Here is a 15,289-nt window from a genome sequence, read left to right on the forward strand (position 1 = left end):
TGATGTGCGTCTGCCTGAATCCCGCACGGGTTCAGGCATTCACGCGTTCAGATAGGCCAGCACGGCAAGCACCCGGCGATGACCGACGTCCTCGGTGGACAGTCCGAGCTTGGCGAAAATGCTCCGAATGTGTTTGTGCACAGCGCCTTCGGTGACCACCAGCCGCTCGGCGATGGTCCCGTTGTTGTGTCCCTCGGCCATCAGCGCGAGCACCTCGCGCTCGCGAACGGTCAACGCCGCCAGCGGATCATCGGACTTGCGCCGCACCAGCAGCTGCGAGATCACCTCGGGGTCCATCGCGGTGCCACCCGCGGCGACCCGGCGCAGCGAATCAAGGAAGCGATCCACCTTGCCGACCCGTTCCTTGAGCAGATAACCCACCCCGCCCGCGCCGTCGCCGAGCAGCTCGGCGGCGTAACTGTCCTCCACCCAGGACGACAACACCAGCACCGGCAGGCCGGGATGCAGCTTCCTGGCGCTGACGGCCGCGCGCAGCCCGTCGTCGGTGAATGTCGGCGGCAACCGGATATCCACGACCACCGCGTCCGGCCGGTCCGCGGCCACCGCGGCGAGGAAATCGTCCGCGTTGTCCACGGCGGCGACCACCTCGATGCCCGCGGTGCTCAGCAACAGCACGAGACCCTCCCGCAGCAGGGCGTCGTCCTCAGCGATCATGACCCGCACGGCAACTCCACCCGCAACACAGTAGGGCCACCGGGCGGGCTGGTCAGCACCATGCTGCCGTCGAGCGCCTCGGCCCGGCGCCGGATGCCGGCCAGGCCGCCGCCGTAGGTCTCGACGGCACCGCCGACGCCGTCGTCGCCGATCTCGATCCGCAGCAACTCGGGCGGGCCGCCGATGGTCAGCGAAAGGCCTTCGGCACCAGAATGTTTGGTGGCGTTGGTGAGCGCCTCGGTGATGACGAAATAGGCCGCCGCCTCGACCGCCGCGGGCCGCCTGCCCACTTCGCTCGAGTCGAGCAGACACGGGATCGGGCTGCGCGCGGCGATCGCCGAGATGGCGCTCACCAGCCCGCGGTCGGCGAGCACCGGCGGGTAGACGTTGCGGACCACGTCACGGAGTTCGGCGAGCGCGGCCGTCGCGGTGTCCTGCGCCTTGCGCACCAGTCCTCGCGCTGCCTCGGGATCCTGGTCACGCAGCTGATCGGCCAGGCCGAGTTGCATGATCACCGCCGCGATCCTGGCCTGCGCACCGTCGTGCAGGTCGCGCTCGATCCGGCGCAGCTCGGCGCCGTGCGCGTCCAGCGCGGCGGCCCTGGTCGCGGTCAGCGCGGCGACCCGGTCCGCGAGCACGATGCCCTCCGCGGGACCGAGCAGAGCACGGGTCAGCAGCGTCTGCCAGCGCGCCACCAGCGGAATCTGTAGCGACAAGAACCCGATGGGGAACGCGATCAGAAAGCTCAGCGCCGCCCGCGGCCACGAATTGACCTCGAATCCGTAGCTGGTCAGCTCCCCCGGCGGAACAAGCTGCCAAATCACCGGGGTCACCAGCTGAACAAGCGTGCTGAGGGGCAATGCGACGGTGAAGAGCGCGACATAGATTCCAGTCAGCGTGTGCACGACCAGCCAGGCGAAGTCGCGGCGGTTCGCCGGATCGGTGAACACCGTGGTCACCCGCTGCCGCAGCCCACCCGTGAAGGGTTGATACGCCTCGGCGATCGGTTCACCGAGACGCCGTGCCGCCCTGCGCCGTTCGAACGACAGCAACGGCCGGACCAGCCGAATCGCCTCGGGCAACGCCGGTATGCCCACACCGATCACGCAGAACGCGCCGACGAGCAGCAGGCCGATCACCGCGAACATCGCGAGCACCGACGTCGCGCCGCCGACCACCAGATACCCGATCGCACCTGGCAGGCGCCGCAATCGGTCGCGCGCCGCGCACAGGGCCACCATCACCCCGGTCATGCTGTCAGAGTGGTCGGCGGCCGCGGCCGCCCGGTCGCCACCGCACCCGAGTCCCTCATCGACCCGGGCGCGGTGGGACCGGATCCGGTCACGCCGAACCGGAACCTTCCGACGACCTACCCGCGGCGCCGTCGCGGTAGCCGCCGCCGTTCGGCGGGCTCACCGCCTCGCCGCCACCGAGCAGCAGCCCGGCCTGATCCACCACCCGCGACTCGGCATCGATCACCGAGTTCGACTCGCTGGCCGCCGCGTCCTTGGCGGCCTGGATGCCGCTGACCATTCGCAGCGGCACCTCGCGCCAGAACAGCACCAGGATCAGCGCGAGCAACGCGATGGCGGTCGCCGACAGGAACACCGTCGACATGGATTCCGCGAAGCCGACCTTGAACGGGCGGGCCAGCTCCGCGCTCAGCTGCTGGATGACCGAGCTGTCCTTCAGTACCGCACCCGCGGCCGAAGTGTCCTGCGCGAGCAGGCCTTTCGACAACGCGACGTCGGCGGGATTACTGCTCTGCGCGCCCTCGACTACCGCGTGCTGGAACTGCGGATCGGCTGCCGCACTGCGCATCTCGTCGGAGATGTTCGGCGTGAGCTGGGCGAACAGGATGGAAAGGAACACCGCGACACCGAGCGTGCCGCCGATCTGCCGGAAGAAGGTCGCGGCCGCGGTGGACACGCCCATGTCCTTGGGCGGCAACGCGTTCTGCAGCGCCAGGGTGAGCGGCTGCATCAGGTTGCCGAGGCCGAAACCGGTGCACGCCATGAAGATCATCGCGAGCCACAGCGGGGTGTCGGCGGTGAGGAAGTGCAGCAGGAACAGCCCGAGCGTCAGCATGGACGCGCCGATGATGGTGAAGCTGCGGTAGCGGCCGGTCCGCGAGATCAGCTGGCCCGACACCACCGAACCGGTCATCAGGCCGAGCACCATGGGCAGCATCTGCAGACCCGCCATCGTCGGACTGGCACCGCGCACCACCTGCAGGTACTGCGGCAGCAGCGAGATACCGCCGAACATGCCCGCGCCGACCACGAACGAGATCACCACGCCGAGCGCGAAGGTCTTGTTCTTGAAGATCCGCAGCGGGATCAGCGCCGCATCGCGCAGCGCCTTCTCGATGAACACGAACCCGATGATGCCGAGCACGCCGATCAGGTAGCAGGCGATGGAACGCCCACTGGCCCAACCCCATTCGCGCCCTTGCTCGGCGACGATGAGCAGCGGGACGAGACCGACCGCGAGGACGAACACGCCCCACCAGTCCACCCGGTCGGTGGAATGCGGCCGCTTCGGCAGCTTCAGCACCCGGTACACCACCGCGAGTGCGATCAGTCCGATCGGCACGTTCACCAGGAACACCCAGCGCCAGCCGCTCACGCCGAGGATCGTGTCCTGCCCGGCGAGCACGCCGCCGAGCACCGGGCCGATCACGCTGGAGGTACCGAACACGGCCAGGAAGTAACCCTGGTACTTGGCGCGCTCCCGCGGCCCGACGATGTCGCCGAGGATGGTCAGCGCCAGCGACATCAGCCCGCCCGCGCCGATGCCCTGCACGGCGCGGAACGCCGCCAGCTCGTACATCGACTGCGAGATGGTGCACAGCAGCGAGCCGACGATGAAGATCGCGATCGCCAGCATGAAGAACTGCTTGCGGCCGAACATGTCGGACAACTTGCCGTACAGCGGCGTCGCCAGCGTCGCGGTGATCAGGTAGGCGGTGGTCGCCCACGCCTGCAACGAGTAGCCGTCCAGGTCGTCGGCGATGGTGCGGATCGCGGTGGACACGATCGTCTGGTCCAGCGCCGCGAGCAGCATCCCGAGCATCAATCCGCTCAGGATCACCAAGATCTGGCGATGAGTGAACGCGGGAGGCGCCTCCACCTTCTCGGCTGTAGTCACGTCTCTTTCTCCGTCCCAATAAAGGTCTGATCCCAATTGCGGCGCATCGCTGCGATCATCTCGGGTCTGGTGCGCTCGAAGTCGTCGACGAACTGCCGGAGCAGTTCGGCGAACTCGGCCCGGGATTGCGGCGCCCATTCGGCCATCACCCGGGACAGGTTCTCGTTGCGCCGCCTACGGACCTCTTCGGCGACCGTCCGGCCACGTTCAGTAACGACGAGCACGGTGGCCCGCCCGTCCGCCGGGTCGGCCTGCCGCTCGACCAACTGCTTGCCGACCAGCTGTGCCACCTGACGGCTCACCGTCGACGCGTCCGAGTGCAACGCCCCGGCCAGCGCGCCCGATCGCATCGGACCGTCGCAGCACAGCCGAAGCAGCGTGCCGTACGCGGCGGGATCGAGACCGTCCTTGGTCCACGTGCCGATCTGTGCCGCGGTGCGGTCGCGAATCCGCTGCAATCGGGAGAGCTGCATCGCGATCGTGTCGACCGTTTGCTCGTCCAAACCCAAACCTTTGCTTGCATCAATCAATTAGTTGCGCGATGCAAGTATGCGGACGAGCGTCCTACTGGGGCAAGTGATTTACAGAGCTTTACTTGCCCTTGAACTCCGGTGCCCGCTTCTCGAACACCGCTTTGATCGCCTCGGTGAGGTCTTCCGACGGCAGGAACGCGGAGTTCCACGCGGACACATAGCGCAGCCCGGCGGCCACCTGGTCCTTGTTCCGCTGATCGAGCACGTCCTTCACACCCTGCACCACCAGCGGCGGGTTGGTGGCGATCTCGCGTGCCGTGGCGTGTGCCGCGTCCAGCGCCGCCTCCTGATCCGCGAACACGTCGTTGACCAGGCCGATCTTCTCCGCCCGCTGGGCGTCGATGTCCTTGCCGGTATAGGCGAGCTCACGCAGCTGGCCCTCGCCGATGATGCCGGGCAGCCGGTGCAGCGACCCGATGTCGGCGACGATCGCGACCTTCGCCTCGCGCAGGCTGAACTTCGCGTCCGCGCTGGCGTAGCGGATGTCGACCGCGGCGATCAGGTCGAGCCCGCCGCCGATGCACCAGCCGGCGATCGCGGCGATCACCGGCTTGCGGCAATCCGCCACCGCGGTCACCGCCGCCTGCAGTTTGCGCAGCTCGACGAGGAACTCGGTGCGCGGCGCGGCGAACGCCTTGTCGGCCATCAACGGGCCGAACATGCCGCTCATCGCGGGCAGATCCAGGCCATAGGAGAAGTGCTTGCCCGACCCGGTGAGCACGATCGCACGCACCTCGGGATCGGCGTCGAGCCCCTGGAAGATATCCGGCAACTCCCGCCAGAAATCGGGGCCCATCGCATTGCCCTTGCCGGGACCCGTCAACGTCACCTGCGCGACGTGGTCCTTCGTTTCTACGGTGAAAGCCTGCCAATCAGTCATTTGTACAGCGTATCGAGCTGGCGGAGGGCGGACCCTCCCCATCCCGGAATGCGTCAGCACAGCCGAGGCCCCTCCGCTCTCACCCGACCACCACAGCGCAAGTTCTGCGAGCGGGTTCGTGGCCCATCTCGCGTCCCAGCTGGCGAATCCGCTCGACCACCACAGCGCAAGTTCTGCGAGCGCGTTCGTAGCCCATCTCGCGTCCGAGCTGTCGAATCCGCTCTCACTCGACCACCACAGCGCGAGTTCTGCGAGCGCGTTCGTGGCCCGTCTCGCGTCCGAGCTGTCGAAGCGCATGCGCCGCAGGCGCGAGTCTCGACAGCTCGGACGCGAGACACCGGGGGCCACGAACACGCCGCGCCCGCGCGGCCAATAACACAGCCCTGCGCAAAATCGGTGCGGCGCACTAGGTCCCACCTCGTCAGGAAGCGGATTATGGAGACGGTCAGCAAACCTCAATCTTCGAGTCGGAGGCGATCATGCTGATGCATCGAGGAATCGGTCTCGAGCGATTCAACGAAATCTCCCGCGCCCGTGCGATACACGCGCTCTTCTCTTGCTGCGGCAATGTCACCTGGGCTGCCGAGCTCGCGGACGCCAGACCTTATCCGGATCGGGACGCGCTGCTGGCAGAGGCCGATATCGGGTTGCTCGCGTTGTCCGAGGGTGATCTCGATCGGGCATTCGAAGCAGTTGCGCACGAACAGGTCTCGGATGGCAGCAGGACCGAGTTGGCGCGGATCACCCGGGCGCGTATTGCGCTGCTGCTCGGGCCGAGCGAGGGCTATCCGGAATACTGACGCATTCGTCGAGTAGCCCGGCGCACCATCCGCAATCGCTCTACTCTGGTGGCATGCGCAGGTCGACATTGCCACCGATCGCCTGCCGAGTCGCGGACACCCTCATCGCCCGAGGCCATCACGGTGTCATCGTGACCCAGCCGGCACCAACCCCCACCGTCGAAGATGCCGCGCGAACTCTCGGCGTCGAGGTGGGTGCCATCACCTCCGCCCTGGTCTTCCTGCTGGACGAGGATCCGGTGCTGCTCCTGGTCTCCGGCGCGCATGAGGTAGACCTCGAATCCACCGGAAAGCGCCTGGAGGGCACCCTCACCCCGGCCCCCGCCGAAATGGTCCGCGAGGTCACCGGCCAGCCGATCGGCGGCATCGCCCCCGTCGGCCACCCCACCAACCTCCCCACCTGGGTAGACACCGCCCTGTCGAACCACCGCGAGGTCTGGGCCGCAGGCGGCCACCCGAACACAGTGTTCCGTACCTCTTTCCACGAACTGGTCCGAATAACCGCAGGCCTCCCCCTAGACGTCGACTGACTCACACATCAGCCCAGCCGGCCTTTTTCTTTAACCCACCGCCACCACTGATCTCGCAAGCACATGGGTAACTCACCGGGCACCGGCTACCCCACCCCGTCCATACTGCCGGTCGCCAACGCCACCCTCACCCCACCTAAGTCTGGCCTAAATACGCGGAGAGGCGGGACGGCGTAGTTTTGGGCGGGTGACCGAAGCAGAACGGCCCGCCACGGATTTCCAGGTCCCTGATGATCTGAGCGGAATCACCGCCGAGCAATTCCGCGCCTCGATGCGCCACTATCCGGCGGGCGTCACCGTTGTCACGCTGAACTCTCCGAACGGCCCGATCGGCTTCACCGCGACGTCTTTCGCGTCGCTGTCGCTGGCGCCCCCGCTGGTGTCCTTCAACATCGCGCACACCTCTTCCAGCCTGACCGCTCTGCTCGATGCCGACTCCGTCGTCATCCATTTCCTCGGCGAACACCAGCACGACCTGGCTCAGCGTTTCGCCCGCACAGCTGCGGACCGTTTCACCGACCGCTCGCTGTGGACCACCCTCGACACCGGCGAACCGGTCCTGCACGGCACCCCCATCTGGCTGCGCGCCACCATCCACCAACTGATCCCGCTCGGCGACCACACCCTCGTCGTCGGCCTGGTGACCCGAGTCCACGACAACACCAACGAAACTCCCGCCGCCGCTCCCCTGCTCTACTACAACGGCCGCTACCACCGCCCGACCAAACTCGGCGACTGAGCGCGGTCGTCCAGGTCGGACGACCGCTATTGCCGGACTAGCCGACGAGGCAGGGCGCCGCGCCGATCGAGGCTTCGGAGGTGAACGGGCGGGTTTCGGGGGTGGGGTTCCAAAGTCCTTGCGTGGTGGCGTAGTTCCAGGCCGGGCCGGTGCGCACGAGGGTGGCGACGGCTTCGATGAGCCGGTCTACGTCGGCGAGGGTGGTGCCGAGGCCGATGCTGGCGCGGAGGGCACCGTCGAGGTCGAGGCGGGCGAGCAGCGGGTGCGCGCAGAAGCGGCCGTCGCGGACGCCGATGCCGTGTTCGGCGGAGAGGTAGGCGGCGACGTGGCCGGGGACGAAGCCGTCCAGGGTGAAGGCGACGATGCCGACCGTGTCGGGGGCGTCGTTCCAGATGCGCAGCAGGTTGACGCCGGGGATGGCGGCGAGGCCGTCGCGCAGTCGGTCGGCCAGGCGGTGTTCGTGCGCGGCGAGGGTGTCGGCGTCGATTCGACTGAGCGCGTCGCAGGCGGCGGCGAGTGCGGCGGCGCCGAGCACGTTGGGTGAACCGCCCTCGTGCCGCTGCGGCGCGGGCGCCCATTCGGCGCCGGTGGTGGTGACCTCACGGACCGCGCCGCCACCGGCCAGGTAGGGCTGCGCGGTGTCGAGCCAGTCGCGGCGGCCGACCAGCACGCCCGCGCCGAACGGCGCGTACAGCTTGTGCCCGGAAAACGCGAGGTAGTCGATGCCGGTGTCGCGCAGGCTGATTCGCCGGTGCGGCGCGAGCTGAGCGGCGTCGACGAGGATGCGGGCGCCGCACTGGTGGGCGATGGTGGCCAGGCGCTCCAGCGGCAGCACCTCGCCGGTGACGTTGGACGCGCCGGTGACCGCGAGCAGCGCGGCGGGCTTGCTACACAGCTCGGCGACCAACCGCCCGACGGTCTCCTCGACGGTGGCCGCGGCTTGCACGACGCGGCGGCCGTGCCTGGTCCACGGCAGGAAGTTGGCGTGATGCTCGATGTCGAGCACCACGGTGTCGCCGGGCACGCAGGACGCGAGCAGATTCAGCGAGTCGGTGGTGTTGCGGGTGAACACCACCACCTGGTCGTCGGTCGCGTCGAGGAAGCGGGTCACCGAACCGCGGGCCGCCTCGTAGCACTCGGTGGAGATCCGCGAGGCGTAGCCCGCGCCGCGATGCACGCTCGCGTAGAACGGCAGCAGTTGCTGTACCCGGTCGGTGACCTGGGCCAATGCGGGTGCGCTCGCGGCGTAGTCGAAGTTGGCGTAGGTGGTCGTCCCGCCCTGGACGAGGGGCACCTGGAGGTCGTCGCCGGATACCCGGGCGAGGGGGGCAGAGCTTACCCACCCCGCCGACTCCGCCGTCTGCCGTCCCCTGGCGTCCTGAGTTACCACAGCAGTCATCACGAAAATCCCGTCGGCTCTGGGACCCGCAATCAGACGATTCGTCGAGTCCGCGCTTGCCGCACCCGGTCGGGTGTCAGCCCGGTCGTCACCCGGAGCACCCCACCGCGGAGGAGGGTTGCCGACCAGCAAGCCGGGGCTGAACGCTGGTACTCATGACCTATCCCGAGATTGGCAGATGTCCCCCGGCGCTGTCAACCACGGCGCCGCCGCGTGTGTCGGCGGGCAATAAAGCGTTGCCAATTCGGCCGTTCTGAGTTCACATCGTGAGGTGTCACTTTCGCTGCTGATCAGCTTCATCGGCCTATGCGTCCTGCTGGCGCTCACGCCGGGGCCGGATTCGTTCCTGGTGCTGCGGTTCTCGCTGGTCGACGCGCGACCGGGCGTCGCGGCCGCGATCGGGTCGTCGCTGGGCGGGCTGCTGTGGGCGGTGGTGGTCGCCGCCGGCGTCGCCACGCTGCTCGAGCAGTCGGCGACGGCGTACCGCGCGCTCAAGCTGATCGGTGGAATCTACTTGGTGTACTTGGGTATTCGCGCGTTGCTCGAGCAACGGCGGCAGCGCAGGGCCGGCCAGGAATCCGACGGCGCCGCCGGCATCGCGAAGGCGGGCGGCGGCACCCGCGCATCGGTTCGCTCGGCGTTCACCGCGGGCGTTGTCTCGTGCATGTTCAACCCGAAAGTCGGCCTGTTCTATCTCGCCGTGCTGCCCCAATTCCTGACCGAGGTCACCTTCGCCAACACCCTCGCGCTCGGTGCCGTCGAATCGTCGATTGCGGCGGTCGCGATGGTGCTCCTGGCGCTGGCCGCCGCTCGCGCGGTCGCGCTGCTGCGCCGCCCGAGGATCCGGGATCGGCTCGAACTTGCCAGCGCCGCCATCCTGACCGCCCTCGGCGTCGGCACCGCCGCCTCCGCGGCGTGACCCGAAACGCCCTGAGCTGCAGGATCACCAGGCCGATGAGGGGAATCACACCGGGTTGAGCAGGTCGGTTCAGCGACCGCCCAGCGAACCCACCGGGTAACCCGCCCACCAGGCCTTGCTTCGGCGCGCCCGGCAGAAATCGCCACGACCTGCAACAACCCCGCCCGCGTTCTCCCGAGCGGCATCCGCGGCGGTGAGCAACAAACGTCGACAACCCCGAGTACCGTGGACAACTGGTCACCAGGGCGTTTGCCAACTGGTAACCCAGCTATGACACAAACAACACCAGGGAAGTGCGAGGCAGGTCGAATGGGAGGTGGGCAGGGCGTCATGCTCCAACCACAGGTTGATGTGACGGTTGACCCACTACTCCGGACCGCGCACACGCCGCAGGCCCGGACCCTCGTCGACATCCTGACCGCGACCGCGCTGACCCATCCGGACGCACCCGCCATCGATGACGGCCAGGTGGTGCTCAGCTACCTCGAACTCGTCGTCGAGATCGAGAAGACCATGGCCAGGCTCGCCACGGCGGGCGTGCGGCCGGGCGACCGGGTCGGCGTTCGGATGCCGTCGGGCTCCAGGGAGCTCTACCTGACCATCCTCGCCGTCCTGTACGCGGGCGCCGCGTATGTGCCGGTCGACGCCGACGACCCGGACGAGCGAGCCCAGCTGGTCTTCGGCGAGGCTCAGGTCACCGCGATCGTCACCGCGGCGGGCATCGCGACGACGCCGGCGGGAATCCGTGCCGCAGCGGACAATCCGGCCGACGCGAGCACCAGCACGCTGCCGACCCCCACCGACGACGCCTGGATCATCTTCACCTCCGGCTCCACCGGAACGCCGAAAGGTGTTGCGGTGACTCATCGCAACGCCGCCGCGTTCGTGGACGCCGAGGCCCGCCTGTTCCTGCCGGATGCCCCGATCGGTCCCGGTGACCGGGTGCTCGCCGGACTCTCCGTCGCCTTCGACGCCTCCTGCGAGGAAATGTGGCTGGCCTGGCGCAACGGCGCCTGCCTCGTCCCCGCCCCGCGCGACCTGGTCCGCACCGGCGCCGATCTCGGCCCATGGCTGGTGCGGCGCGAAATCAGCATCGTGTCAACGGTACCGACGCTGGCCGCCACCTGGCCCGCCGAGGCGCTGGACGCCGTCCGGCTGTTGATCTTCGGTGGTGAAGCGGTGCCGCCCGAGCTCGCCGAACGTCTTGCGGGGAACACCGCCGCGCGAGCGACGGGCCCGGAGGAGGCAGCGGAGCATAACCACGGAGGGCACCGCGAACGCGGCGAATCCAACACCGATACGGATCGTGAGGTGTGGAATACCTACGGCCCCACCGAGGCAACCGTGGTCGCCTGCGCCGCGCTGCTCGACGGCTCCTGGCCCATCCGGATCGGGCTGCCGCTGGACGGCTGGGACCTCGTGGTGATCGACGCGGCCGGAAACCCGGTGGCCGAGGGCGAATCCGGCGAACTGGTGATCGGCGGCGTCGGCCTGGCCCGCTACCTCGATCCCGCGAAGGACGCCGAAAAGTACGCGCCGCTGCCCTCGGTCGGCTGGGATCGCGCCTACCGCAGCGGCGATCTGGTCCGCAACGACAGCGCGGGCCTGGTCTTCCTCGGCCGCGCCGACGACCAGATCAAGCTCGGCGGCCGCCGCATCGAACTCGGCGAGATCGACAACGCGCTGCAGCACCTGCCCGGCGTCACCGGCGCCGCCGCCGCGATCCGAACCACCAAGGCGGGCAACAAGATCCTGGTCGGCTACCTCGCCGGCACCGGCCCCGATTTCGACACCAGAGCCGCCAGAGCCCAACTCGCCGAACACCTTCCGGCGCCGCTGGTGCCCAGGCTCGCGGTGGTCGACGAACTGCCGACCCGCACCTCCGGCAAGGTCGACCGTAACGCCCTGCCGTGGCCGCTGCCGAACAGCACCGACGACGACGCCGACAACGATCTCACCGGCACCGCGCAATGGGTTGCCGGACTGTGGGATTCGGTACTCGGCGGCGAGGTCACCGATCTCGACGCGGACTTCTTCGACCTGGGCGGCGGCTCGCTGGCCGCGGCCCAGATGGTGACCGCGCTGCGCGCGCGTTATCCACAGATCACCGTCGCCGACCTCTACGACCACCCCCGCCTCGGCGCGCTGGTGGAACTGCTGGAGCGGAGCACACCGGCCGTCGCGGTCGAAGAGCGCGTCGTGCGACCGACGCCGCTGCGCGCGCAGTGCGCTCAGGTGCTGGCCACCATTCCGCTCACCACACTCACCGGCCTGCAATGGCTCACCTGGCTGGCCATCGTCGGCAATGCCGCGGGCTGGTCCGGCTCGCTGCCGTGGCTGCCGCACCTGTCCTGGTGGTGGACCCTGGTGGCGTTCCTGCTCTTCATCTCACCGCTCGGCCGGATGGCGATCTGCGTGGCCGGTGCCCGGCTGCTGCTGCGCGGCGTCGAACCCGGCCGGTATCCGCGCGGCGGCTCGGTGCACCTGCGGCTGTGGGCGGCGGTGCGCCTGTCCGAGGCCAGCGGTGCCGAAAACCTCTCCGGCGCACCGTGGATGGTGCCGTTCGCCAGGGCGCTCGGCGCGAAGATCGGCAACGGCGTCGACCTGCACACCCTCCCGCCGGTCACCGGCATGCTCGAACTGGGCGACGGCTGCAGCGTGGAACCCGAGGTCGACCTGTCCGGGTACTGGATCGACGGCGACGTCGTCCACATCGGCCCGGTCACCGTCGGTTCCGGCGCGGTGGTCGGCTCCCGATCGATCCTGTTGCCCGGCACCAGAATCGGCAAGAACGCCGAGGTCGCGCCCGGCTCCGCGGTGTCGGGCAAGGTCAAGGCCGAGCAGGAGTGGGCCGGCTCGCCCGCCGCCAAAATCGGTAAGGCGCACCATCGCTGGCCCGGGCACACGCCCGATCGGGCGGCGCACTGGGTGGCGATCTTCGGTGTTACCTCCATAGCGCTCGCCGCTGTGCCCATCCTGGGACTCGGCGCGGGCGGCCTCTTCATCGCCTGGTTCATCCGCGACACCCGCACGCTCGCGGGTGGTTTGGGCCGCGCCTTCGCGATCCTGCCGGTCGCCACGCTGCTCAGCCTCGCGGTCTACGCGGCGATCACCATCATCTTGGTGCGACTGCTCAGCTTCCGGTTACGGGAGGGCTATCACCCGGTGCGCAGCCGGACGGGCTGGCAGGTCTGGTCCACCGAGCGGCTGCTGGATTCCGCGCGCACCTTCCTGTTCCCGCTGTACGCGAGCCTGCTCACGCCGATCTGGCTGCGTCTGCTCGGCGCGAAGATCGGCCAGGGCGTCGAGGCGTCGACCGTACTGCTGCTGCCCAAGTTCACCACCGTCGCCGACGGCGCCTTCCTAGCCGACGACACCATGATCGCCAGCTACGAACTCGGCGGCGGCTGGCTGCGCATCGGCGAGGCCAAGGTCGGCAAACGCGCCTTCCTCGGCAACTCGGGCATGACCGCGCCCGGTCGGCGGGTGCCGAAAAACGGTCTGGTCGCGGTCCTTTCGGCCGCGCCGTCCAAGTCGAAGGCAGGCTCGTCCTGGCTGGGCAGTCCGCCGGTGCGCCTGCGCCGCGCACCGGAAAGCTCGGACACCGCCCGCACCTTCGATCCGCCGCCGAAGCTGCGGATCGCGCGCGGCATCGTCGAGACCTGCCGGCTGTTCCCGGTGCTGGTGACCTTCGCCATCGGCCTCGGCGTGCTGTTCACCCTCGCCTGGCTCGCGCAGAGCCTCGGCCACCTGCCCGCCGCGCTGCTCAGCGGCCTGGTGCTGCTGGCCGCCGGTGCCATCGCGGGCGCGATTTCGGTCGCCGCGAAATGGTTGCTGGTCGGCCGGATCGGCGCCGAGGAACATCCGCTGTGGAGCTCGTTCGTGTGGCGCAACGAGGTCTCCGACACCTTCGTGGAAACCGTTGCCGCGCCGTGGTTCGCGCGCGCCGCGACGGGTACACCGGTGCTGAACCTGTGGCTTCGCGGACTCGGTGCCAAGATCGGCCGCGGGGTATGGTGCGAGTCCTATTGGCTACCGGAGGCGGACCTGGTGACACTCGGTGACGGCGCGACCGTGGAACGCGGCTGCGTCGTGCAGACCCATCTCTTCCACGATCGCATCATGTCCATGGATACGGTCACCCTCGGCGCGGGCGCCACCCTCGGCCCGCATTGCGTCGCGCTGCCCGCCTCGACCATCGGCGAGGGCGCGACCATCGGCCCCGCCTCGCTGGTCATGCGCGGCGACACCGTTCCCCCGTCCACCCGCTGGTGGGGCAACCCGATCGCGCCTTGGTTCGGAGGCGACCCGGGAGCGCCCCGCTGATGCCGGAGAAGTTCTACGAAGCACCTATCGACGAATACCTGCCGCAGAACGGAAATCGGGGCTACCGGGTATCGCGGTACGAACTCGACCTCACCTACCGGGTGGCCAGCAATCGGCTGGCGGGCCGCGCGGAGATCACCGCGGTGACCACCGCTGTGCAGCCGCGCTTCTCGCTGGACCTGTCCCAGGCGCTCACCGTGTCCAAGGTGTTCGTCAACGGCGCCAAGGCCGCGAAGTACACCCATCAGCGCGGCAAGTTGGTGATCACACCGCAGCAGCGCATTCCGGCGGGCGGTGTGCTCTCGCTGGTCGTGCAGTACGGCGGCATCCCACGCCCGGTGCGCGGACCGTGGGGCGCGGTCGGCTGGGAGGAGCTCACCGAGGGCGCGCTGGTGGCCAGCCAGCCGAACGGCGCGGCGTCCTGGTTCCCGTGTGACGACCATCCGAGTTCCAAAGCCAGCTACCGGATTTCGATCACCACCGACAGCCCGTACTACGCGCTGGCCAACGGCACGCTGCTGCGCAAGCAGGTCAAGGCGAGCCAGACCACCTGGGTGTACGAGCAGGCCGAGCCGATGGCGACCTATCTGGCGACCATCCAGGTCGGGCCGTATCAGAAGCATCGCATCGTTGCCCCGGCCAACTCGGTGCCCATGCATGCCGTCGCCCCGGCCCGGCTGCGCGCCAACTTCGAGCACGACTTCGCCCGCCAGCCGCAGATGATGGAGATCTTCACCGAACGGTTCGGGCCCTACCCGTTCGAGGGATACACCGTGGTCGTCACCGACGACGATCTGGAGATCCCGATCGAGGCACAGGGCATTTCCATCTTCGGCGCCAACCACTGCGACGGCAGGCGCGGAGCCGAGCGGCTGGTCGCACACGAGTTGGCGCACCAGTGGTTCGGCAACAGTCTCACCATCGGGCAGTGGCGCGATATCTGGCTACACGAGGGCTTCGCCTGCTACGCCGAATGGATCTGGTCCGAGGAAGCGGGCGGCCCAACGGCCGATCAGCTCGCCCGCGCGGCCCGGCACAATCTGTCCAGGCAGCCGCAGGATATCGCCGTCGGCGACCCGGGGCCGCAGCACATGTTCGACGATCGGGTCTACAAGCGCGGCGCGCTCACGCTGCACGCGTTGCGGCTCGAGCTCGGCGATCTCGGCTTCTACGATCTGTTGCGGGAGTGGACGATTCGCTACCGGCACGGCTCGGTGAGTACCGAGGAGTTCACCGATCTGGCGGGGCATTACAGCCGGATTCCGTTGCGGCCGCTGTGGGACAGCTGGCTGGCCGGGAAACCGCTGCCGCAGCTCCCGCCCTCGGCGGCGTAGTTCG

12 protein-coding genes and 1 riboswitch are annotated in these 15,289 nt (G+C 68.8%); of the genes, 6 read left to right on the top strand and 6 right to left on the bottom strand.

Annotated features, from left to right (window positions below; genetic code table 11):
• Positions 1 to 39: 39 nt before the first annotated feature.
• The 5 genes from ACIBCN_RS12425 to ACIBCN_RS12445 form a co-directional block, all read right to left on the bottom strand.
• On the bottom strand, positions 40 to 684 hold the full coding sequence (locus ACIBCN_RS12425; RefSeq protein WP_396991592.1) for a response regulator: 645 nt from the start codon (positions 682 to 684) through the stop codon (positions 40 to 42).
• Positions 672 to 1,928 carry a sensor histidine kinase gene (locus ACIBCN_RS12430; RefSeq protein WP_396991593.1) on the bottom strand — a complete coding sequence of 419 codons (1,257 nt, stop codon included), beginning with the start codon at positions 1,926 to 1,928 and terminating at the stop codon, positions 672 to 674. Before ACIBCN_RS12430 ends, ACIBCN_RS12425 begins: the two co-directional genes overlap by 13 nt.
• 88 nt (positions 1,929 to 2,016) lie before the next feature.
• Positions 2,017 to 3,825 carry an MDR family MFS transporter gene (locus ACIBCN_RS12435; RefSeq protein WP_396991594.1) on the bottom strand — a complete coding sequence of 603 codons (1,809 nt, stop codon included), beginning with the start codon at positions 3,823 to 3,825 and terminating at the stop codon, positions 2,017 to 2,019.
• Positions 3,822 to 4,328, bottom strand: coding sequence for a MarR family winged helix-turn-helix transcriptional regulator (locus tag ACIBCN_RS12440; RefSeq protein WP_396991595.1), 507 nt, complete (start codon positions 4,326 to 4,328; stop codon positions 3,822 to 3,824). The genes ACIBCN_RS12435 and ACIBCN_RS12440 overlap by 4 nt, the downstream gene beginning before the upstream one ends.
• A gap of 88 nt (positions 4,329 to 4,416) precedes the next feature.
• The gene (locus ACIBCN_RS12445; protein WP_396991596.1) at positions 4,417 to 5,238 is read right to left on the bottom strand and encodes a crotonase/enoyl-CoA hydratase family protein; all 822 of its coding nucleotides are present in this window, start codon (positions 5,236 to 5,238) and stop codon (positions 4,417 to 4,419) included.
• Between the two features lie 479 nt (positions 5,239 to 5,717).
• Here ACIBCN_RS12445 and ACIBCN_RS12450 point away from each other — a divergent pair, with 479 nt between their 5' ends.
• From ACIBCN_RS12450 to ACIBCN_RS12460, 3 genes are all read left to right on the top strand, one after another.
• Entirely contained in the window at positions 5,718 to 6,038 is a 321-nt protein-coding gene (locus ACIBCN_RS12450; RefSeq protein WP_396991597.1) for a 2-oxo-4-hydroxy-4-carboxy-5-ureidoimidazoline decarboxylase, read from the top strand.
• 53 nt (positions 6,039 to 6,091) lie between these two features.
• Complete coding sequence (locus tag ACIBCN_RS12455; protein ID WP_396991598.1) at positions 6,092 to 6,568, top strand: YbaK/EbsC family protein; 477 nt, start codon at positions 6,092 to 6,094, stop codon at positions 6,566 to 6,568.
• A gap of 187 nt (positions 6,569 to 6,755) precedes the next feature.
• On the top strand, positions 6,756 to 7,307 hold the full coding sequence (locus tag ACIBCN_RS12460) for a flavin reductase family protein (RefSeq protein WP_396991599.1): 552 nt from the start codon (positions 6,756 to 6,758) through the stop codon (positions 7,305 to 7,307).
• 37 nt (positions 7,308 to 7,344) lie between these two features.
• Here the strand turns inward: ACIBCN_RS12460 and ACIBCN_RS12465 are convergent, their stop codons facing one another.
• On the bottom strand, positions 7,345 to 8,706 hold the full coding sequence (locus ACIBCN_RS12465) for an aminotransferase class V-fold PLP-dependent enzyme (RefSeq protein ID WP_396991600.1): 1,362 nt from the start codon (positions 8,704 to 8,706) through the stop codon (positions 7,345 to 7,347).
• A gap of 47 nt (positions 8,707 to 8,753) precedes the next feature.
• A riboswitch (SAM riboswitch) is annotated at positions 8,754 to 8,867 on the bottom strand.
• A 110-nt stretch (positions 8,868 to 8,977) separates the two neighbouring features.
• On the opposite strand from ACIBCN_RS12465, the gene ACIBCN_RS12470 reads away from it, so the two are divergent.
• From ACIBCN_RS12470 to ACIBCN_RS12480, 3 genes are all read left to right on the top strand, one after another.
• Entirely contained in the window at positions 8,978 to 9,625 is a 648-nt protein-coding gene (locus tag ACIBCN_RS12470) for a LysE family translocator (RefSeq protein ID WP_396991601.1), read from the top strand.
• A 330-nt stretch (positions 9,626 to 9,955) separates the two neighbouring features.
• Positions 9,956 to 13,951, top strand: a complete 3,996-nt coding sequence (locus tag ACIBCN_RS12475) for a Pls/PosA family non-ribosomal peptide synthetase (protein WP_396991602.1) — start codon at positions 9,956 to 9,958, stop codon at positions 13,949 to 13,951.
• Positions 13,951 to 15,285 carry a M1 family metallopeptidase gene (locus tag ACIBCN_RS12480; protein WP_396991603.1) on the top strand — a complete coding sequence of 445 codons (1,335 nt, stop codon included), beginning with the start codon at positions 13,951 to 13,953 and terminating at the stop codon, positions 15,283 to 15,285. The genes ACIBCN_RS12475 and ACIBCN_RS12480 overlap by 1 nt, the downstream gene beginning before the upstream one ends.
• Positions 15,286 to 15,289: the final 4 nt, after the last annotated feature.

Origin of the sequence: Nocardia sp. NPDC051052 (assembly GCF_044456045.1) — a bacterium.
Lineage (GTDB): Bacteria > Actinomycetota > Actinomycetes > Mycobacteriales > Mycobacteriaceae > Nocardia.

Bases quoted from the DNA above. Each gene is read 5' to 3' on its own strand.
- ACIBCN_RS12430 (WP_396991593.1), bottom strand. From the start codon at position 1,928: ATGACCGGGGTGATGGTGGCCCTGTGCGCGGCGCGCGACCGATTGCGG.
- ACIBCN_RS12480 (WP_396991603.1), top strand. From the start codon at position 13,951: ATGCCGGAGAAGTTCTACGAAGCACCTATCGACGAATACCTGCCGCAG.
- ACIBCN_RS12450 (WP_396991597.1), top strand. From the start codon at position 5,718: ATGCTGATGCATCGAGGAATCGGTCTCGAGCGATTCAACGAAATCTCC.
- ACIBCN_RS12455 (WP_396991598.1), top strand. From the start codon at position 6,092: ATGCGCAGGTCGACATTGCCACCGATCGCCTGCCGAGTCGCGGACACC.
- ACIBCN_RS12465 (WP_396991600.1), bottom strand. From the start codon at position 8,706: ATGACTGCTGTGGTAACTCAGGACGCCAGGGGACGGCAGACGGCGGAG.
- ACIBCN_RS12475 (WP_396991602.1), top strand. From the start codon at position 9,956: ATGCTCCAACCACAGGTTGATGTGACGGTTGACCCACTACTCCGGACC.
- ACIBCN_RS12445 (WP_396991596.1), bottom strand. From the start codon at position 5,238: ATGACTGATTGGCAGGCTTTCACCGTAGAAACGAAGGACCACGTCGCG.